We start from the raw sequence: 20,085 nt of genomic DNA on the forward strand, positions 1-20,085 counted from the left end.
GGTTTCAGGCGGGTTCCGACAACCCGTCCGCCATCGCGAGAATGCGCTCCGACCTGAGCCGCTGCGCCTTGGCGCTGATCAGTGACGGAGTCCAATCAAGGCCATTGTCCGCTATAACCTGGACCGTCTCGATCCCATCGATCGCACCTAGCAGACGAGCGGCCTCCACATGAAAGAAGCCGATCATGTGGCAGAATGGCGAGGTCAGGCGCAAATACACCGTGACCGCGGCGCCAACGATATCGATACGGTCGATCAAGCCCATCTCATCGAGCCCAAGCGGCACCCCGCTGGCAATGCTGCACGGGTCCTTAATAGTGTCGAGTTCCCGACGGATCAGTCCCTCGAGATCATGCATGAACCGGCGCTTCCGATCGGTCACCGATGAACGACAGGGTCGAATACGGTTCCGGGAACGGCGTGCCCTGAGGCCGCGCGAACTCATCGTCGGCGATGCGCCGGCGGCAGGCGTCGAGATCGATCTCGTGTAGTCGGGCGAACGTGCCGGCCAGCATATTCGCCTTGTCCTGGTCGGTGATCTGGCGGATCGGTTTGAACAGTCCCGCGCTTTCCAGCAGGTCTTCGGGGAAGTGGAAATCGGCGAACGCTTCCAGTCCGGGCTGAGGATGATGGAGTGTTCCGCCCGAGCCCCAGAATAGGCGGTCGAGCATATCCGCGCCCCCGACGCGGCACAGCCCGAGCAGTATCTCGGCAAAGGCGCGCGGACGCCTTTCCACGATGATATTCTGGATTTCCATGTTCACGAAGATATTGCCGAACCGTGCGAGCAACCAAGCGGTCTCCTCAAGAAACGCGAGGCCGCCGTGGACGATCTCGAAATTGAGATCGGGAAAGTCGCCCGCTGCGTTTTCGATGTCGCTGGGATTGTAGGCATCCCCGACCGGAAATGGTCCGATCGGCACTGCCTTGTGAACGGCCACGTGACGTAAACCCAGCTTCTGCGCCTTCTCGTAGAGTGGGTAGATCAACTTCGGATCGTCCATTCGCCAAGACACCGGCTGGGTTCCATCCCAACTTGTCGGGTAGAGCTTCAGACCGAGGGGATTGAGCAGGTCAACCTGCTCCTCGATCGCGCCCAAGGCATCGGCACCGCGAAGCGGATCGACGCAGGCATAGGCGCCAACGAAACGCGTCGGATAACGTTCAAGCGCCTCGGCCGCCTTGGCCACCGACGAATAGCCGTCCTTGAACGACGCGATGGCCAGCGGATGCATCACCGCTAGGTCAGTATCACTTTCCCGAAAAAGAAGATTCGCGACATCCGGCACTTGCCAGTCGACGAGATATTCTTCCCTTTTCATCGCGTACTTACGATCCGGCGGGTCCGCAGCAAGATGATATGCCAATTCTACCATCGCATGACCGAGAACCGGGTCCTCCCAATTACCGGGAAGATGGTTGTAGGCGTGAGTCACCGCATCTAGTACTAAAAAGTCCTTGATCACGCGTCCCTCCCGCCAACTGCATCTTGTGTTTTAAAAAATGCCCTGTACGAACACTTCTGTCAACACCATTGTTGCCTGAGTGCGACTCGGTTGGCGGGAGAGTTCAGAGATGGCCCGATTGGCTGGAAAAGTGGCGGTCGTAACCGGAGCGGGGTCTGGCATGGGTGCGGCGACGGTGGCGCGCTTTTGCCAAGAGGGAGCGCGTGTGGTCGCCGTCGATAGCTCCGGCGCCCAAGAGGATATCGCGGCACGATGCGGTGAACAGTGCATAGCCTATCAAGGCGATGTTTCGCAGGTGAATTCGATCCGCGGAATGCTGGCGGCGGCGGCCGAGCACTTCGGCGGGTTGGACATTCTGTTCAACAACGCCGGGATCCAAGGCCCGATCGCCGATACCGCCGATTACAGCGAGGACGACTTCGACAGAGTGATTGCGGTCAATCTGAAGGGCGTGTTTCTCGGCATGAAATATGCGATACCGCTGATGCTGGAGCGCGGCGGGGGATCGATCGTCAACACCTCCTCGATGGCGTCGCTAGTCTCCTTTCCCGGTATGTCGGGGTACTGCGCATCGAAAGGCGGGGTCTCGATGCTGACCAAGCTGGTCGCTGCCGAATATGCCGCCCGGGGGATCCGCGTGAATGCCATCCTGCCCGGCGCCATCGATACCGGGATGACACGGGCCATGCCCAAGGACTACATCGACGGAGCCGTCGCGGCGACGCTGATGGGTCGGATCGGCACGCCCGACGAAATCGCAAATCTGGCTGTGTTCCTGGCCAGCGACGAATCCTCGTTCATCACCGGAACCCTGACGCCGGTCGATGGGGGGTACACCATCGTATGAACGGCACCGGGCGTTACAGGCTGATCAACGCCAAGCCGAGTCCGTTCGGTCGCAAGGTCGCGATCGCGCTGCACGAAAAGGACATCGAGTACGACGTCACCTACGACGTGCCCTGGGGCCCGGATACGTGCACGCCGCAGTTCAGCCCGTTCCAGCAGCTTCCGATTTTGATCACACCTGAGGGATCATACGTCTACGAATCTGGGTATATTCTGGAATGGCTTGAGGCACACCACCCCCACCCTGCCCTGATCTCGCACGATCCAATTGCCCGCCTGGAGACTCGGCACCGCCAGATGCTCGGCGAAAAGCTGATGGAATTCGCACAGGCGCTGGTTTTCGAACATCATCGGCCTGATCCCAGCCAGCCGTGGATCGACCGGCAAAGCCGCAAGATAGAGGGCGGCCTCGACGCCCTTGAGGCCATCTATGCCCAGCACTCGACCACCGGCGACACGGTCGATCTGGGCGACATCGCGGTGGCGACCACACTGCTCGTCCTGGATTTCGTGGTGCCGGCAGGCCTCAGCCCAGATTTGCCCCAGCTCCGCTGGCGTCAACGCGCACCGCACCTCGCGCAAGCGGTCGACCTGCTCGATCGCCGTCCGTCCTTCGCCGCTACCCGCCCGCAAATGATGGATGTCGATTTGCAGGCAACGGTCAGGGGCTGACCATCAACAAACAAGGGGAAACGCCGTGACCTTCGAAACGCTGATTTACGAGAAGGCCGATCGAATAGCGACGGTGACGCTTAACCGACCGCACACCGGTAATGCATTGTCCGGGCAACTGCGGGATGAGCTCGACCTGGTGATGGACGATCTCGATCATGACGACGAAACCCGTGTGCTGATCATCAAGTCGGCCGGCAATCACTTCAGTACCGGCTATGACCTCAAGGAATTCTCGTACTTGTGGGACGAGCATAGCGCGATCAACGAGCAGCAGCGCCGTCCGCACAGCCGTTCGCCGATCTGGTCGCGGCACCGGTTCCACCTGTCGCGCGAGCGGTGGATGCGGCTGTTCCACCTGCGCCAGTGCACCATCGCGATGATCCACGGCCATTGCGTGGCTGGCGGGCTCGACCTTGTCGGCGTTTGCGACATTGCCTTTGCTGCCGATGATGCACTGCTCGGCCAACCAGAAGCCCGCGCCATGGGCGAGCTGCACGTCTTCGCATTCTGGCCAATCCATCTGGGTATGCGCAAGACCAAGGAATGGCTGTTCACCGGCGACAACATGACCGGCAAGGAAGCCGAGGAGCTCGGCCTGGTGAACAAGGCCGTCCCGCACGATGAACTGGAGGCGGTGACCCGTGCCTATGCCGAGCGGGTCGCCAATGTCCCGCTCGATGCAATCTACAGCCACAAGGAAATTACCAACCGCTGGTTCGAAGCCGCTGGAATGCACGCCGGGATTGCTGCCGCGAACGACTTGGACGCAATGGGCATCGCCGGTCCGGGGATGGACGAGTTCACCCAGGTTTGGCGCGAGGGAGGGGTGCGCCCGGCGGTGCGGATGCGCGACGCGCCGTTCAAGCCACACCGCACCTACCTGGAAGCTTACGAAGCGCGCAAGGCGGGCTGGAACGGGCCAGAAGGCGACTAACGTCGTGGCGTCGATCACCGATCGCCAGGCCGCCTTGACGGCACGCTTTCCCGAATGGCGGCCGCATACGCTGCCCGGTGCATTGGACCACGCGGCGGCCGAGTTTCCCGATCGCCCGTTTGTCATCACCGATGCGCGTAGTTGGACTTACGCCGAGATGCGCGACTGGTCGATCCGGTTGGCGCATGGACTAATCGCCAAGGGCCTGAAACCGGGCGATCATGTCGCGCTGGTCATGGCCAACCTGCCCGAATTCGTCGCGATCAAATATGCGATTGCCCGTGCAGGCGGGGTTGCGGTGCCGGTCAACATGATGAACCGCCGCGATGAACTGGGCTATGTCCTGCGTCAGTCAGACGCGGCCATGCTGGTCACGATGGATCGTTTCCGCGACCTCGATTATCTCCAGATGCTCGACGAGCTGGCACCGGATTGGGAAGCCAAGGACGGTGGCGATGCATTTCCGAGGCTCAAGCGCATCATCGTCTATCCGACCGATCGTCCAAGAGCAGGCGCGACTTCTTTCGCGGCGCTGGATCAGGCTATCGGTGACATCCTTCCGACAGCCGATCCGCATGGCGTGGCCGATATCATCTACACGTCCGGCACCACTGGATCGCCAAAAGGCGTTCTGCTGACGCATGATATGTTGCTGCGGGCCGCATGGTGCAGCGCCTATGCCCGAGCGTTCGAGGATGGGCATCGCATCCTGTTCTCGTTGCCGATGTATCATGTCTACGGTTACGTCGAAGGGCTGCTGTCGGTCCCGTTCGTCGGTGGGGCCATCGTTCCGCAGCTCAAGTTCGACGCCGCGGCCACCATCGACAGCATCAAGCGCCATCGACCGACCGACCTGCTGCTGATTCCGGCGATGACGCTGGCGATCATTGACGCACTTCGGCAAAGGTCGGGCGACGTGTCTTCGGTGCGGGCGGTGCTGTCGTCGGGCGGGCGCGCGCCGCCATCGATCTGGCAGGCCATCCAAGACCAGTTCGGGCCGGTGGAAATTACCACCGGTTACGGGATGAGCGAGTGCACCGCATCGACCACCGTAACGCGCCCCGACGATCCACTAGCTCGTCTACTGGCGACCAATGGCCGGTTGCGCGATGCAGGTGTGGCGGGAGACCCCGCGCTCGGCGGAAAATTGGTCGAATACCAGGTAGTTGATCCCCACAACGGCGATGTCCTGGAACCTGGACAAGTAGGCGAACTGATGGCCCGCGGACCAGGAGTGACGTCGGGATACTACAATAAGCCCGAAGCAACCGCGGCTGCCTTCGATGATGAAGGCTGGTTTCACACCGGCGATCTCGGCCGGATCGATGAGGACGATTATCTCACCCTCGTCGGGCGACTGAAGGAATGTTATCGATGCGGCGGCGAACAGGTCATTCCCGCCGACGCGGAAGATGTCCTCGCGCAGCATCCGGCTGTCAGTCAGGCCCACGTGGTTCCGGTACCCGACGAGCGTATGGGCGAGGTTGGCGTGGCTTTCGTCGTGCTGAAAACCGGAACTTCGGTGCAGACCGACGAGCTAGTCACGCTCATGAGCGAGCGCCTGGCGCGCTTCAAGGTCCCCCGCCACGTGATCTTCATTGACGAAAGGGAGGTTCCGGTCACGCCGTCAGGCCGATCACGCAAATTTCTGCTGTCGCAACGAGCCGTCGAACTCCTGGAGCTCGCGACATGAACCCCCGCATCGCGGTCGTGACGGGCGCGGCAAGGGGAATCGGAGCCAGCACCGCGGTAAGGCTGGCGCAGCAAGGTCGCGATGTCGCGCTGATCGACCTCGATGAAAGCGCCTGCGCCGACACAGCGGCAGCGGTTACAGCGTGCGGTGCCCGCGCGCTTGCCATCGGCTGCGACGTTACCGACGAAGGCAGCGTCTCAGCGGCCGTCGCGCTGATTAATGGCCGGCTAGGTCCGCCGGCCATTCTAGTCAACAATGCCGGGCTATTCCGCGAGACCAGTTTCGCCCGGCTCGAGCCCGATGATTGGGACCAATTGCTCGCGGCCAACCTGCGCAGCGTCTACCTAATGGTGAGAGCGGTAGAGCCGTATATGCGCGAGGCCAGATGGGGCCGGATCGTCAATCTCTCCAGCACCGCCGCGCTAGGTGGGCATGGCCAGGCGAACTATGCAGCGGCCAAGGCGGGAGTCCAGGGTCTGACCCGCGCGTTGTCGTCGGACCTTGGGCGTCTTGGAGTCACCATCAACGCAGTCGCTCCGGGGTTCGTGGTCAGCGCGATGACCGAGGATGTCGCCCGGCGCACCGGCCAGCCGCTGGACCAACTGATCGCTCGGGAGGCGCAGACAACCGCGGTCGGGCGCGTCGGCACGCCGGATGATATCGCCAACGCCATCGCCTTCTTTACGGACGAGCGATCGGGTTTCGTTACGGGTCAGGTACTTTACGTCGCGGGTGGGCCGCGCGGCTGAGGAGAGCGAGCATGAACAATATTATCGAGCGATTGTTTTCGCTCAGTGGTCGCGTGGCCATCGTGACCGGCGGCACAAGCGGTATCGGGCGAATGATTGCCGAAGGGCTCGTCGCTGCGGGTGCCAAGACGTACGTCGTAAGCCGCAAAGCCGACGCCTGTTCCACTACTGCCCAACAGTTGTCTACGGCGGGTTCATGCATTGCCCTGCCCGGCGATATCGGCACGCAAGCCGGTTGCCAGGCCATCGCGGAAAGATTTCGCGCGGAAGGCGAGACCAGACTCCACATTCTAGTCAACGCCGCGGGGGTCACCTGGGGGGCACCGATCCGGGATTATCCCGATGGCGCGTGGGACAAGGTGTTGAGCGCAAATCTCAAGGGACCGTTCAATCTCACCGTTGCATTGCTCGATGAATTGGAAGCTGGGTCGGAATCAGAAAATCCGGCCAAGGTGATCAACATCGGTTCGGTCCACGGTATGTTCCCGCCCGAATACGAAAGCTATGCCTATGCCGCCAGCAAGGCGGGCGTGCATCATCTGACCCGCCATCTTGCCAAGACTCTCGGTCCGCGCCGGATCGCGGTGAATGCGATCGCGCCTGGCCCATTCCCCAGCCGCATGATGAAGGCAATGATCGAGCAGCAGGGCGATCAGCTTGCCAGCGAATGCGCGACCGGGCGGCTGGGCGAACCCGACGACGTGGCCGGAGCGGCGATCTACCTGGCATCGCGCGCTGCAGCGAACGTGACTGGCGTTGTTTTGCCGGTCGACGGAGGTTACGGCACCACTCGATGAAGACTCAGCGCGCGCAAGGGCCCAAGACACTGATGGGCAAACGCCGGACGGCGGCAAAGAACGAAAGCAGCGCAAGCTATCAGAAACGCCGACAGGAAATCGCCGAGGCCGGAGTCCGCGTCTTTGACCGGCTCGGCTTCCAGGGCGCCAGCATCAGCGCCGTCGCCGCCGAACTCGGAATCGATCGCGCGTCGATCTACTACTACATCTCATCGAAGGAGGAGCTGTTCGACGAGGTCATCCGCACCGTAATCGAACGCAATGCCGAGATGGCCGAACGGATCCGGCGAAGCGACGCGCCACCGCGCGACAAGCTTCACGAACTCATCGTTGCCCTGATGAAGTCATACGGCGATCACTACCCGCTGATCTATATCTACATCCGCGAGAATCTGAGCCACGTCAGCGACAAGCGATCAGCCTGGTCGACGCAAATGCGCGCGTTGAATCATATCGTCGAGGACGCGATCATCGCGATCATCGAAGAGGGCGAGGCGAGCGGTGCGTTCCGCGCTGCGGGCGATCCGCGGGTTCTGGCCTACGGCGTGCTGGGCGTGGTGGGGTGGACCCATCGGTGGTTTCGCCCAGCCGATTCCGCTTTGTCCGCCGAAGAAATCGGCCGGGTCTATGCAGATATGCTGATCGATGGGCTGACCCGTCCATCAACGCCCTGACGGTCCATTGGATCGCACCCCAGGTGGCGGGGGCGACTTCGTACCATCGGCAAATGGGTTAGCGACCGGACAGCGTCTCTCTGAACTTCGCTGGATTTCGCCGGACGCCACTGGACGTCCTGGTAGCGGAGGAGGGACAACAATGCTCCCGCTAACATGCTGTTTTAATTACGTATAATATCACGCTTTCTGGAAAATACCCCCAACGATACCCCCACAAACGACAGGATGTGAGAATTGTGGGATGAACCGCCGTCAGGTTGAAGGAGAGGCTTCAATCAGCCCAGTAAAGTCGGTTGGGATTATCGACGAGGAGCTTTCGCTGCAGCGCGTATCCCTCTGCAATACGCGGTATCATATCGACCAGGTGCCCGTCGTCAGGGATTTCGTCCTGCATGTTGGGATGCGGCCAGTCTGTGCCCCAGATGCAGCGATCAGGATAGTCGGCCACCAGCGGCGCGACAGCAGCTGCGAAAGCGTCCCAGGGATCCCCTTTCCCGCCTTCCTTGATCGCGTCGAGGCGGTCTGGACAGGTCGGCTTGAACCAGATGTCATCGCGGCTTTCGAGCAGCCTTCGGAATGCTTGCATATCGGCGCCGTTTGGGCCTTGGGTGACATCGGGTCGTCCCATATGATCAACCACCACAGGCACCGGAATCGCGTCGATGAATGGGCGCATTTCCTCAAGGATATCCGCCTCGAAATACATCACCACGTGCCAGCCAGCAGGCAGTCGCGCGGCGACTTCGAGGAATTTGTCCTTTGGCGCATTGTCGACGAGGCGCTTCAGAAAATTGAACCGGATACCGCGAATGCCGCCTTCGTGGAGCGCACAAAGATCATCTGCATGGATATCAGGATCGACCACGGCCACTCCGCGCGCTTTTCCGCCCGACCGTGCAATCGCATCAAGTGTCGCCGAATTGTCGGTGCCGTGGCAACTCGCCTGAACGATGACATTGCGTGTAAAGCCGAGGTGATCGCGCAGCGCGAACAGCTGATCGGGTCCGGCATCCTGAGGCAAGTACTTCGCCTTGGGACTGAACGGGAATTGCGCCAACGGCCCGAACACATGGCAATGCGCGTCAACCGCTCCGGGCGGCGGCACATATCGCGGCTTCGACGGGCTCGGATGCCAGCTTGTGATGCGATCAGTCAAAGACCACTCCATCCATCAGTTTGCGCGCGGTGCGAAGCAGGGCCGCGGACGTAACCGCGCCGGCATCATCGGTGCCGAGGACGCAGGACATTTCGCCAGTGGGATGCTCGACGCTCAGTGTCTTGGCCCTGCCGCCGGGAATTGTCGCGACTTCTGCTGCTGGTGATCCTTCGACAAGGCAAGCCGTCGCTGCGGTGACCGCTCCGAGAACCCCGATTGAGGCATGCGCGCGATGCGGGATGAGTACCCGCGTCGTCACCGCTCCGCCATGCCGCGCCGGGGCAACGAGGGTCATCTTAGGGACCGATTTTTCGCGCACGTCGCCGAGGTTCATCAGTGGTCCTGCGGCCAGGCGGATATTCTCGATCCGCTCGCGGATAGGGGCATAGGCCTCGCTCTCGAGCTCCTCGCGTGTTTCGTAGCCGGTCGCGCCGACATCGTGCGCCTTGAACACGACGCAGGGCATGCCGTTGTCGATCAGCGTGCAGCGCACACCCTCGATCGCGTCAAAAGGATTGCCAGTTGGCAGCAAGGAGCCGCAGCTCGATCCGGCGGTGTCGCGGAATTCCAGCGGGATAGGTGCGTGGGTCCCCGGTACACCGTCAATCTTTGCATCACCGCTGTAGTTGACGGCTCCACCGGGCGTCGCGACCGTGGCCATGGCGACCTGCCCGGTATTTTCCATGAAGATCGAAACTTGCGTCTCACCAACCTGTGCCGCCACCAGCCCGCGTTCGATCGCAAACGGCCCGACCGCTGCCAGCATATTGCCGCAGTTTTGCTGGTCCGAAACCAGCGCCTGATCGACGAAGACTTGCAGGAAGAGGTAGTCGACATCGATCCCCTCGCGCGCGCTCTTGCTGACAACCGCGACCTTGCTGGCAAGCGGATCGGCCCCGCCCATGCCGTCGATCTGGCGCGCGTCGGGACTGCCCATAACGCGCAGGAGCAGCGCATCGCGTTCATCGGAATCTGCGGGTAGATCCTGCTTGAGGAAAAAGCCGCCCTTGGAGGTTCCTCCCCGCATCCACATGCAGGGGGTGCCGTCAGACATACTTAAGCCCCTCGGCAGCGAGCCGCTCACGCATCTTGTACATATCGAGACCGAGTTCGCCCGAAGCCAGGCGTTCGCGCTTCTCGCCTTCGTTCGCCTCGCGTGCGCGCGCCTTTTCAAGCACTTCGGCAGCCTCTTCGCGCTTCACTACGCATACACCATCGTCATCGGCGACGATCACGTCACCCGGCTCTACATGCGCACCTGCGCAAACCACCGGCACATTGACGCTGCCGAGAGTGTTCTTGACCGTTCCTTGCGCAAAAATCGCTTTTGACCAGACGGGGAAACCCATCTCGGTCAGATCTCGCACATCGCGCACGCCGGCATCGATGATAAGCCCACGGCATTCTCGGGCCTGCGCGCTGGTTGCCAGCAGATCGCCAAAATAGCCGTCTTCGCAAGGTGAAGTCGGAGCGAGCAACAGGACGTCGCCCGGCTGCAATTGCTCGATCGCTACGTGAACCATCCAGTTGTCACCCGGAGGCGCGCTGATCGTGACTGCACTGCCTGCTATGCGGGCACCTGCGTAGATCGGGCGCATGTAGCTCGCCAGAAGACCTTTTCGCCCCTGCGCTTCGTGCACGGTTGCGACGCCGCAAGCGGCAAGCCCATCAATCACTTCGCTGGCAGCACGTTCAATATTCTGGCGCACGATGCCCATATTGATCTCCTTTCGTTTGCCATGCACGCGACATCAGGCGGGCGCCAATGCGAAGCTATCCCTTATCATAAGATTTTGCTAAACGTCTTTCATGATCGACGATATTCCCAATATCCGGCATCTCGCCGCGTTCGCAGCAACCGTGCGTCTGGGAACAGTGACCGCCGCAGCGGACGAAATCGCGCTTACCCAGCCTGCCCTTACCCAGGCCATTGCGCGCCTCGAACTCGCGCTCGATTGCCGCCTGTTCGATCGCGAACCCGGCGGCATGCGACCAACCGAACCAGCGTTGTTGCTCGCCCCGCGCGCAGAGGTGGCGCTCGCATTGATTGGCTCGCCGCGGGTCACCTCCACGCAAGTCCGCGCCTTCCTCGCGCTGGCACGCAAGGCCAGCTACACCGAGGCCGCTTCGCAGCTCGAAGTTGCTCCAGCCTCGCTCCACCGCGCGGTCGCCGATCTCTCGGTCGCGCTGGGCGAGCGGCTGGTCGAGAGGCGCGGCCGGCATCTGGCACTGACACGCAAGGGCGAAGCCAGGGCGCGCAGCTTTGGCCTCGCCATGGCGGAATTGCGCAGCGGACTTGCTGAGGTATCCGAATGGCTTGGCAAAGCTGGCGGCCGCATTGTGATCGGCGCCATGCCGCTGTCACGCGCACGCTGGCTCCCGCAGGCTATCATCGCCTTTCGTCAACGCCGACCCGATACTCAGCTAGCGGTGATCGAAGGAAGCCATACCGAGCTGACAGGGCCCTTGCGCAATGGTGAGATCGACTTCCTGCTCGGCGCTCTTCGTGACGATAGCGAATTTGACGATCTGGTGCAGTCGAAGGCGTTTGTTGACAGTCCGCAAATCGCCATGCGTCAAGGACACCCACTGGCGAGCATGAGTGTCCTCAGCGCCGATGAATTGCGCCGCTATCCCTGGGTCTTGCCGGGAGTCGAAACGCCGCTCCGAGGCTATTGGAGCACGATGATGGACGCCAGTGGTGAATTGCCAGAAGTCCCGATCGAATGCGGATCGGTCCTGACAATCCGCGAGCTGTTACTTGAGACCGATATGCTCACACTTCTCTCCCGCGACCAGCTTCGGGTGGAGATCGAAGCGGGATTGCACCTCAATCTGCCACCGCCTCTGCCGATTGAAAGGACCATCGGGATCACAACGCGGCGCGACTGGCGCCCAACCGCACCACAACGTGACATGATCACGATATTGCATGGTGCTGCGCAGGAGCTTTCGTAAAAATTTATCGACCGACCTTGCTATTCATTGGCGCACTCTACCGGCCACCGCCATAGCTTTGCCATGCGTGATCAAATTGCCCTGATCGGATTTGGCGAAGCTGGCAGCACCTTTGCGACCAGTGCAAAATGGCGCAGTTCGGCCTGCGCCTTCGATATTGATCCTGCCCGCAAACTCGCGATGAAGGAAGCAGGGGTCGTCGCCGCCAGCGATGCGCAAACCGCGCTCGCCGATGCCAGCCTCGTGCTGTCGCTGGTTACCGCTGGAGAGGCCTTGTCAGTGGCTGAAGACTACGCGCCCTATCTGATTGAAGGCGCAATCTGGTGCGACATGAATTCGGTCGCTCCGCATACCAAGGCTGCCGCGGCGAAGGTGGTCGAGCAGAATGGCGGGCGCTACGTTGACGTGGCCGTCCTTGCCCCGGTGCATCCGGCCCGCATGGCGGTTCCGCTGCTGCTCTCGGGACCTGCAGCACATGCTGCGCGGGCCGAACTGGCCGCTTGCGGCTTCACCAACAAGCGCGTCGTCGGCAACGAAGTCGGCAAGGCATCGGCGATCAAGATGATCCGTTCGGTGATGGTCAAAGGGATCGAGGCGCTGACCGACGAGATGATGGCGGCCGCGCAAGCAGCCGGCATTGTCGATGAGGTGCTCGCCTCGCTCGACGCCAGCGAAAGTCATGACAGCTGGACGGTGCGCGCTCCCTACAATCTTGAGCGGATGACGACGCATGGCCTGCGCCGCGCCGCCGAAATGGAAGAGTCCGCAGCGACCTTGCGCTCGTTCGGCGTGGAGCCGGTTATGACAGAAGGCACGGTCAAGCGGCAACGCGATGCTGCTTCCGGCCCAACTTCGAAGAAGGATGCGGCATGAGCCTGATTATCGATTGTCACGGCCACTACACCGTGCTGCCCAAGGGCCACGATGCATGGCGTGAGGAGCAGAAGGCAGCCTACAAGAATGGCACCGCGTGCCCGCCCTACCCCGAAATTTCCGACGATGAGATTCGCCAGACGATCGAGGACAATCAGCTCAAGCTGGTAAAGGAACGCGGCGCGGACTTCACGATTTTCTCGCCGCGTGCCAGCGCGATGGCTCCTCATGTCGGCGATCAGGCTGTGGCGAGCGAATGGGCGCGGCGCTGCAACGATTTGATCTACCGCGTCACGCAGCTGTTTCCCGATACCTTTATCGGCGGCTGCATGTTGCCGCAGAGCCCGAAGTCAGACCTTTCGGAAAGCGTCAAGGAACTGCGTCGCTGCGTCGAGGAACTGAACTTCGTCGTCTGCAACCTCAACCCCGATCCTGGCGGCGGGCACTTCACCCATCCGCCTTTGACCGACGAATACTGGTTCCCGATCTACGAGGCGATGTGCGAGCTTGAAGTGCCCGCGATGATCCACGTTTCGGGCAGCTGCAACCCGGCGATGCACGCCACCGGCGGATATTACCTTGCCGCCGACACGGTAGCCTTCATGCAGCTGCTGCAAGGCGACTTGTTTAGCCGCTTTCCCGAGCTCAAGCTGATCATCCCGCATGGTGGCGGCGCGGTGCCCTATCACTGGGGTCGCTATCGCGGCCTCGCCGACATGCTCAAGCAACCTGACATTGAACAGCACTTGATGCATAATGTGTTCTTCGACACCTGCGTCTATCACCAACCTGGGATCGACCTGCTCGCCGACGTGATCGAGAACAAGAACATCCTGTTCGGCAGCGAAATGGTCGGTGCCGTGCGCGGGATCGACCCGCATACCGGCCATTATTTCGACGACACCAAGCGCTATATCGACGCGCTCGATATCAGCGACGAGGAACGCCACGCAATCTTCGAAGGCAATGCACGGACAGTCTACCCGCGCCTCGACGCAATCCTCAAGGAGCGCGGACTGTGACCGACATTCACGAATACCTCGCCGAATTCGACGATATTCCCGGCACCCGCGTCTACACGGCGAAGCGTGCGCGGCAGGGCTATCACCTCAATCAGTTTGCGATGAGCCTGATGAAGGCAGAGAACCGCGAGCGCTGGAAGGCTGACGAGGCTGCCTATCTCGATGACTGGCCGCTCACCGCCGAGCAGAAAGAAGCGGTGAACGCGCGCGACTACAACCGCATGCTCGACCTTGGCGGCAACATCTATTTCCTCTCCAAGATCTTCTCGACCGACGGCATCAGCTTTGCCGAAGCGGTGTCGACCATGACCGACATGAGCTTTCCAGAATATCGCGAGATGATGAACAACGGCGGCCGCCCGCCTGAAGGCAACCGCTCGATCAAGGGAGGCTATTGAGATGGCCCGCATCACCGCTGGCGTCGCTTCAAGTCACGTCCCACTCCTCGGCGTCGCAGTCGATCAGGGGAAGACCGGGGACGACTATTTCGCGCCGATTTTTGCCGGTTACGACTGGACGCGCCAATGGGAAGAAGAGCAGGCGCCCGACGTCGTAGTGCTGGTCTACAATGACCACGCATCCGCCTTCGACGCGAACATCATCCCCACTTTCGCGATCGGCTGTGGCGAGAGCTACAAGCCCGCCGACGAAGGCTGGGGGCCGCGTCCGGTTCCCGATGTGGAGGGTCACGCCGACCTCGCATGGCACATCGCGCAGTGCCTGATCCTTGACGATTTCGACATGACCATCATCAACGAGATGGACGTTGATCACGGACTGACCGTTCCACTGTCTATGATGTTCGGGACGCCCGCCAAATGGCCGGTCAAAGTCGTCCCGCTGGCTGTCAATGTCGTCACCTACCCCGTGCCCTCGGGCAATCGCTGCTGGGCGCTGGGTGAAGCAATCGCACGCGCGGTGGAGAGCTTTCCCGAAGACCTCAATGTGCAGGTCTGGGGAACCGGCGGGATGAGCCACCAGCTTCAAGGCCCGCGTGCAGGCCTGCTCAACCGCGAGTGGGACAACCGTTTCATGGACATGCTTGTCGGCGAGAGCGACGAGGCACGCTGGATCGAGCATATAGAATATCTGCGTGAGACCGGCAGCGAAGGGATTGAGCTGGTCATGTGGCTGATCATGCGCGGCGCGCTCGGCCCGGCAACACGTTGCCTTCACCGGCACTATCACATCCCATGTTCCAACACCGCGGTCGGGCATATGGTGCTCGAACCTGTGGCTTGATCGAATTGCAGGAGTAAGCAGGAATGACTGGAATTGCGCTTGTTGGCGCCGGAGCCTTTGGCGAGAAGCACCTCGACGGCCTCAGGAACATCGACGGGGTCGAGATGGTCTCAGTCATCTCGCGCCGCGCCGATCAGGCTGCCGAAGTCGCTGCCAAATATGGCGCGCCGCACTCAGGCACCGAACTGTCCGAAGTGCTGGCGCTCGACGACGTCGATGCCGTGATCCTGTGTACCCCGACGCAAATGCACGCCGAACAGGCCATCGCCTGCATGGACGCGGGCAAGCACGTGCAGGTCGAAATTCCGCTTTCGGACAGCTGGGCCGACGCGCTTGCGGTCGAGGCGAAGGCCAAGGAAACCGGCCTCACCTGCATGGTTGGCCACACCCGCCGCTTCAATCCGAGCCACCAGTATGTAAAGCAACAGATCGACGCGGGTGAGTTCAATATCCAGGCGATGGATATCGAAACCTATTTCTTCCGCCGCAAAAACATGAACGCCAAGGGCCAGCCGCGCAGCTGGACCGACCACCTGCTGTGGCACCACAGCGCGCACTCGATCGACATCTTCCAGTACATGACCGGCAGCAAGGTGATTGCCGCCAACGCGCTGCAAGGCCCCAGGCATCCCGAACTCGGCATCGCGATGGACATGTCGATCCAGATGAAGACCGAAGCAGGCCATATCCTCACGCTCTCGCTCAGCTTCAACAACAACGGGCCGCTTGGCACCTTCTTCCGCTACATCGGCGACAGCGCGACCTATATCGCGCGTTATGATGATCTGGTGACCGGGCACGAGGAGCCGATCGACCTTTCCGGCGTTGCAATCTCAAACAATGGCATCGAATTGCAGGACCGCGAGTTCATCGCGGCTATCCATGAAGGCCGCGAACCGAACAGCTCCGTCAGCCAAGTGCTCGATTGCTACCGTGTCATCGGCGAACTCGCGGCAAGCCTTGAGCAGCAGGACGGGTGGTCCTGATGCAGCGCAGCCTGTGCGGACGTATCGTAAATGCTGTCGGCCTAGGCTGCATGAATCTTTCGTGGGCCTACGGCGACCCACCGCCTCATGAAGGCAGGATCCGGCTGCTCAACGAGGCGCTCGATCTTGGTTACGATCACCTCGATACGTCCAATATCTACGGCTTTGGAAAGAACGAGGAGTTGCTGGCCGAAGCTGTGATGCACCGCCGCGATGAGTTCCTGCTCGCCACCAAGACGGGGATCATAGTCGACGGGCCGCGACGCGGAATCGACTGTTCACCGGAAGCGATTTCCGAGAGCCTTGATGCAAGCCTCAATCGGCTCAAAACCGATCACATTGATCTTTTCTATATGCACAGGTTCGATCCGAAAGTGCCAATCGCCGACAGCGTAGGCGCGATGGCGCGCGCCATCGAGGCGGGCAAGATTGGTGCCTATGGCGTTTCCGAGTGGTCCTCGGCCCATATCCGGGAAGCGCATGCAGTGCACCCGATGGCAGCGGTTCAAACCGAGTATTCACTCTGGACCCGAAACCCTGAACTCGGCGTGCTCGAAACCACGCGGGAGCTTGGGATTGCTTTGGTCGCTTTCTCTCCGATAGCGCGTGGGGCGCTGGGCGGAGAACTCAAAGATTTGTCAGTCCTTGGCGAAAAGGACCTGCGCCGTTCGCATCCTCGTTTTAGCGCCGAGAACTGGCCCAAGAATCTAGAAATCATTGCCCGCTTCGATGAACTGGCGACGCAAGCCGGCCTGGAACCCGCCCAGCTCGCTTTGTCATGGGTTCTGGCACAGGGTGACCACGTCCACGCGATTCCCGGCACGACCAGTCTTGAACATATGCGAGAGAATTTCGCCGCATCCGACGTGGTTGCACGCGATGAAGTGCTTGCTGAAGCCGCAGGGCTGATCAACCAGCGCACCGTCTCCGGGCATCGCTACCCAGAAGTTATGCGCAACACGATCGATACCGAAGACTACGTCTAGAGTCCGATGACATTACGCTGGACCGTAGCCTGAGTGTTGATTTCCACTGAGAGTTGACCCGGGATTTTCATCGAGAAGTGACCCGGTTGGTGGTATGTCCCGCGATGGGGGATGAGGGTCAAGCCGGTTAATTTTCCTTTCGTGATTTCGGGGTTGCGGAGCTGGCTCTGAACCGGAAGCTGTCATTGCCGGTTTCCAGGATGTGACAATGATGGGTGAGCCGATCGAGCAGTGCCGTGGTCATCTTGGCATCGCCGAACACGTCCGCCCATTCGCTGAAGCTGAGGTTGGTGGTGATAATGACGCTGGTGCGTTCATAGAGTTTGCTGAGCAGGTGGAACAACAGTGCGCCGCCTGACGGACTGAACGGCAGATATCCGAGTTCGTCGAGGATGACGAGGTCGAGACGCAGCAGGCGCTCGGTAAGCTGTCCTGCCTTGTTCATGGCCTTTTCCTGCTCAAGCGCATTGACCAGATCGACGGTGGAGAAGAAGCGGGCCTTTCTGCGATGGTGTTCCACAGCCTGGACGCCGAGCGCTGTGGCCATGTGGGTCTTGCCGGTTCCGGGGCCACCGATCAGGACGACATTATCAGCTCCGTCGATGAACTCGCCGCGATGAAGCCCGCGGACCAGAGCCTCGTTGACCTCGCTGGATGCAAAGTCGAAGCCGGCCAGGTCCTTGTAGGCCGGGAACCGGGCGGCTTTGATCTGATAGGCGATGGACCGGACCTCGCGCTCTGCCATCTCAGCCTTGAGCAGCTGGGAGAGGATCGGCACGGCTGCATCGAAGGCTGGCGCCCCTTGCGCGATGAGATCGCTCACAGCCTGGGCCATGCCGTACATCTTGAGGCCGCGCAGCATGACCTCTACGGCAGCGCTGGCGGGATCATGACGCATGGCGCATCTCCCGCAGGTTGTCATAGCGTCCGACGTCGGCAACGGGTTCCTGCGCCAAGCGCAAGGCCTGCGGCGCATCGATCGGCGCAACCGGGGGCGCCTTGCCGTCGGTCAGCCGGTGCAAGAGGTTGAGCACATGGGTCTTGGTGGGAACACCTGCCTCCAGCGCCAGCTCGACCGCGCCTAGCACTGCCTGTTCGTCATGATGCAGGACAAGGGACAGGATCTCGACCATCTCCCGGTCACCACCAGGGCGCTTGAGCAGATACCCCTGCAATTTACGGAAGCCATCGGGCATCTCGATGAACGGTGCGCCATTACGCAAGGCGCCGGGCTTGCGCTGAATCACCGCCAGATAATGCCGCCAGTCATAGATAGTCCGCCCACCAATGGGGTGCGTGCGATCAATGATCCGGCCATGCTCGCACAGGAGCCGCCCTTCGGCGGCGATGACAATCCGATCCGGGTAAATCCGCAGGCTCACCCGCTGGTTGGCGAATGAGGCCGGCACCGAGTATCGGTTGCGCTCGAAGTTTACGAGGCAGGTCGGCGATACCCGCTTGGTATGTTCAACAAAGCCGTCGAAGGGCCGCCCCAGCGGCATCAGGCTGGCCACCTCTCCGGCATGTACCTCGGCGATGGTGCCCGGCAGAGCGCGATGCGCAATCTGTCCCCATTGCGCAATGCAGCGTTCCTCAAGCCACAGGTTGAGCGCATCAATATCCGGGAAGTTGGGCATCGGCTGCCACAGCCGGCGACGCGCATCCTGCACGTTCTTCTCGACCTGCCCTTTCTCCCATCCCGATGCCGGGTTGCAGAACTCGGGTTCGAACAGATAGTGGCTGGCCATCGCCGCAAAGCGGGCGTTGATCTGCCGCGCCTTGCCGCTGCCGATCCGGTCAACGGCGGTTCTCATGTTATGGGATGGACGCCTCCCGTCTTCCGGGCACCATAGGTGTCCAACCAAAAGGAGGAAGGCGATGACGATGGAAATGTTAGCGATCGACTTGGCGAAGCAGTCGTTCCATCTACACGGGATAGATGCTGACGGGGTGGTGGTCTCACGCAAGGTGAGTCGTGCCAAGCTCGAGGATGCAGTGGCTGAACTTGGTCCTGCAGTCGTCGCCATGGAGGCTTGTGCGAGCGCCCACCATTGGGGGCGACAGCTCGCAGCGGCCGGTCGTCAAGTGCGTCTGGTAAACCCCAGATTCGTCAAGGCGTTCGTCCGCGGCTCCAAGAACGATGCTATCGATGCGGAGGCGATCTACGATGCAGCTTCGAGGCCTACTATGCGCTTCGTGCCAGTGAAGACGACCGAGCAGCAGGATCTTCAATGCCTACATCGCGTGCGTGAGCGGTTGGTCGTCCAACGCACCTCGCTCATAAACCACGCGCGAGGGCTTCTCGCCGAGTATGGCGTCGTGCTGCCCAAAGGTCCGTGGCGCTTCCGTCAACAGGCTCCTGCTGCGGTAGCTGAGGCTGATTTGTCCGAACTTGCCCGCGAGCTGTTTACGGAGTTGATCGATCAGCTCACCGACGTAGAAGCCCGCCTCGCGAAGCTCGATGCCAAGCTCGTTAGCATCTGCCGCGAACATGCCGCATGCCGTCGGCTTGCTGCGTTGCCGGGCGTCGGGCCGGTGATCGCGACCGCGCTCGTCGCAGCGGTGGATGACGGTCGACATTTCCGCTCAGGCCGCGAGCTCGCCGCCTGGATCGGATTGGTCCCAAGACAGTATACGACCGGAGGCAAACCCAAGCTCGGCGGCATTGGCCGACGCGCCAACCACTACCTGCGCAGACAACTCATTCATGGCGCGAGGGCAGTGATCAGCCGACTGGCTGCGAAAGACGATCAACGATCAGTTTGGTTGAAGGGAATTGTCGCTCGGGCGGGCTTCAACAAGGCGCTCGTGGCGCTCGCTAACAAGACGGCCCGCATTGCTTGGGTTCTGTTGGCGCGGAAGGAAGAATATCTGCCGGCGTAACGGCGCCATGCAAACGAGGTCTGTCCTACAGCGATTGCGAGGTGGATACTGATGGTGCAACGGCATGGGCCGCCGCTTCGAAGCCTGATTTTCGACAAGGCCATCAAGGCCGATCATGTTATTAGGCAAGAAGTAGCGGACT

21 protein-coding genes and 1 pseudogene are annotated in these 20,085 nt (G+C 61.1%); 15 read left to right on the top strand and 7 right to left on the bottom strand.

Features of this window, described 5'->3' with window-relative positions:
- Positions 1-4 precede the first annotated feature (4 nt).
- Together SPYCA_RS18205 and SPYCA_RS18210 are read right to left on the bottom strand one after the other, a co-directional pair.
- Positions 5-358 carry an iron-sulfur cluster assembly protein gene (locus SPYCA_RS18205; RefSeq protein WP_172595173.1) on the bottom strand — a complete coding sequence of 118 codons (354 nt, stop codon included), beginning with the start codon at positions 356-358 and terminating at the stop codon, positions 5-7.
- Positions 351-1,466, bottom strand: a complete 1,116-nt coding sequence (locus SPYCA_RS18210; RefSeq protein ID WP_146625185.1) for an amidohydrolase family protein — start codon at positions 1,464-1,466, stop codon at positions 351-353. The genes SPYCA_RS18205 and SPYCA_RS18210 overlap by 8 nt, the downstream gene beginning before the upstream one ends.
- A 109-nt stretch (positions 1,467-1,575) precedes the next feature.
- Between SPYCA_RS18210 and SPYCA_RS18215 the strand changes: the two genes are divergently transcribed.
- The 7 genes from SPYCA_RS18215 to SPYCA_RS18245 are packed head-to-tail and all read left to right on the top strand — an operon-like array spanning position 1,576 to position 7,834.
- The gene (locus tag SPYCA_RS18215) at positions 1,576-2,313 is read left to right on the top strand and encodes an SDR family NAD(P)-dependent oxidoreductase (protein ID WP_120222483.1); all 738 of its coding nucleotides are present in this window, start codon (positions 1,576-1,578) and stop codon (positions 2,311-2,313) included.
- Positions 2,310-2,984 carry a glutathione S-transferase N-terminal domain-containing protein gene (locus tag SPYCA_RS18220; protein ID WP_120222484.1) on the top strand — a complete coding sequence of 225 codons (675 nt, stop codon included), beginning with the start codon at positions 2,310-2,312 and terminating at the stop codon, positions 2,982-2,984. The genes SPYCA_RS18215 and SPYCA_RS18220 overlap by 4 nt, the downstream gene beginning before the upstream one ends.
- A 25-nt stretch (positions 2,985-3,009) precedes the next feature.
- Positions 3,010-3,921 (top strand): enoyl-CoA hydratase/isomerase family protein, encoded by a 912-nt coding sequence (locus SPYCA_RS19640; RefSeq protein ID WP_232003724.1) that lies wholly within the window; start codon positions 3,010-3,012, stop codon positions 3,919-3,921.
- 4 nt (positions 3,922-3,925) lie between these two features.
- Complete coding sequence (locus SPYCA_RS18230) at positions 3,926-5,614, top strand: class I adenylate-forming enzyme family protein (protein ID WP_232003725.1); 1,689 nt, start codon at positions 3,926-3,928, stop codon at positions 5,612-5,614.
- Positions 5,611-6,363, top strand: coding sequence for an SDR family NAD(P)-dependent oxidoreductase (locus tag SPYCA_RS18235; RefSeq protein ID WP_120222487.1), 753 nt, complete (start codon positions 5,611-5,613; stop codon positions 6,361-6,363). Before SPYCA_RS18230 ends, SPYCA_RS18235 begins: the two co-directional genes overlap by 4 nt.
- An 11-nt stretch (positions 6,364-6,374) precedes the next feature.
- Positions 6,375-7,160 (top strand): SDR family NAD(P)-dependent oxidoreductase, encoded by a 786-nt coding sequence (locus SPYCA_RS18240; protein WP_120222488.1) that lies wholly within the window; start codon positions 6,375-6,377, stop codon positions 7,158-7,160.
- Positions 7,157-7,834, top strand: coding sequence for a TetR/AcrR family transcriptional regulator (locus SPYCA_RS18245; protein ID WP_232003727.1), 678 nt, complete (start codon positions 7,157-7,159; stop codon positions 7,832-7,834). The genes SPYCA_RS18240 and SPYCA_RS18245 overlap by 4 nt, the downstream gene beginning before the upstream one ends.
- A gap of 274 nt (positions 7,835-8,108) precedes the next feature.
- On the opposite strand, the gene SPYCA_RS18250 is transcribed toward SPYCA_RS18245, so the two are convergent.
- The 3 genes from SPYCA_RS18250 to ligK are packed head-to-tail and all read right to left on the bottom strand — an operon-like array spanning position 8,109 to position 10,711.
- Positions 8,109-8,993 carry an amidohydrolase family protein gene (locus SPYCA_RS18250; protein ID WP_120222490.1) on the bottom strand — a complete coding sequence of 295 codons (885 nt, stop codon included), beginning with the start codon at positions 8,991-8,993 and terminating at the stop codon, positions 8,109-8,111.
- Entirely contained in the window at positions 8,986-10,047 is a 1,062-nt protein-coding gene (locus SPYCA_RS18255; RefSeq protein WP_120222491.1) for a 4-oxalomesaconate tautomerase, read from the bottom strand. The genes SPYCA_RS18250 and SPYCA_RS18255 overlap by 8 nt, the downstream gene beginning before the upstream one ends.
- Positions 10,040-10,711, bottom strand: coding sequence for a 4-carboxy-4-hydroxy-2-oxoadipate aldolase/oxaloacetate decarboxylase (gene ligK / locus SPYCA_RS18260; protein WP_120222492.1), 672 nt, complete (start codon positions 10,709-10,711; stop codon positions 10,040-10,042). The genes SPYCA_RS18255 and ligK overlap by 8 nt, the downstream gene beginning before the upstream one ends.
- A 91-nt stretch (positions 10,712-10,802) precedes the next feature.
- Here ligK and SPYCA_RS18265 point away from each other — a divergent pair, with 91 nt between their 5' ends.
- The 7 genes from SPYCA_RS18265 (at position 10,803) to SPYCA_RS18295 (ending at position 17,060) form a co-directional block, all read left to right on the top strand.
- A complete protein-coding gene (locus SPYCA_RS18265) occupies positions 10,803-11,951 on the top strand; it encodes a LysR family transcriptional regulator (RefSeq protein ID WP_120222493.1) in 1,149 nt (382 codons plus the stop codon).
- 63 nt (positions 11,952-12,014) lie between these two features.
- The gene (locus SPYCA_RS18270; RefSeq protein ID WP_120222494.1) at positions 12,015-12,824 is read left to right on the top strand and encodes an NAD(P)-dependent oxidoreductase; all 810 of its coding nucleotides are present in this window, start codon (positions 12,015-12,017) and stop codon (positions 12,822-12,824) included.
- Positions 12,821-13,846, top strand: coding sequence for an amidohydrolase family protein (locus tag SPYCA_RS18275; RefSeq protein ID WP_120222495.1), 1,026 nt, complete (start codon positions 12,821-12,823; stop codon positions 13,844-13,846). Before SPYCA_RS18270 ends, SPYCA_RS18275 begins: the two co-directional genes overlap by 4 nt.
- Positions 13,843-14,244 (top strand): protocatechuate 4,5-dioxygenase subunit alpha, encoded by a 402-nt coding sequence (gene ligA / locus SPYCA_RS18280; protein WP_120222496.1) that lies wholly within the window; start codon positions 13,843-13,845, stop codon positions 14,242-14,244. Before SPYCA_RS18275 ends, ligA begins: the two co-directional genes overlap by 4 nt.
- 1 nt (position 14,245) lies before the next feature.
- On the top strand, positions 14,246-15,088 hold the full coding sequence (locus SPYCA_RS18285) for a class III extradiol dioxygenase subunit beta (RefSeq protein ID WP_120222497.1): 843 nt from the start codon (positions 14,246-14,248) through the stop codon (positions 15,086-15,088).
- Between the two features lie 23 nt (positions 15,089-15,111).
- The gene (locus tag SPYCA_RS18290) at positions 15,112-16,074 is read left to right on the top strand and encodes a Gfo/Idh/MocA family oxidoreductase (RefSeq protein ID WP_120222498.1); all 963 of its coding nucleotides are present in this window, start codon (positions 15,112-15,114) and stop codon (positions 16,072-16,074) included.
- Positions 16,074-17,060: an aldo/keto reductase gene (locus tag SPYCA_RS18295; RefSeq protein ID WP_120222499.1), complete on the top strand. Its 987-nt coding sequence runs from the start codon at positions 16,074-16,076 to the stop codon at positions 17,058-17,060. The genes SPYCA_RS18290 and SPYCA_RS18295 overlap by 1 nt, the downstream gene beginning before the upstream one ends.
- 127 nt (positions 17,061-17,187) lie before the next feature.
- Here SPYCA_RS18295 and istB read toward each other — a convergent pair whose 3' ends face one another.
- Complete coding sequence (gene istB, locus SPYCA_RS18300; RefSeq protein WP_120222464.1) at positions 17,188-17,958, bottom strand: IS21-like element helper ATPase IstB; 771 nt, start codon at positions 17,956-17,958, stop codon at positions 17,188-17,190.
- Positions 17,948-18,877, bottom strand: a pseudogene (locus SPYCA_RS18305) (Mu transposase domain-containing protein); the annotation flags it as partial. The pseudogene SPYCA_RS18305 and the gene istB, both read right to left, overlap by 11 nt.
- 67 nt (positions 18,878-18,944) lie before the next feature.
- Here SPYCA_RS18305 and SPYCA_RS18310 point away from each other — a divergent pair.
- Positions 18,945-19,943: an IS110 family transposase gene (locus tag SPYCA_RS18310; protein WP_082734746.1), complete on the top strand. Its 999-nt coding sequence runs from the start codon at positions 18,945-18,947 to the stop codon at positions 19,941-19,943.
- The last annotated feature ends 142 nt before the right edge of the window (positions 19,944-20,085 follow it).

It is taken from the genome of Sphingopyxis sp. FD7 (genome assembly GCF_003609835.1).
Classification (GTDB): Bacteria; Pseudomonadota; Alphaproteobacteria; order Sphingomonadales; family Sphingomonadaceae; genus Sphingopyxis.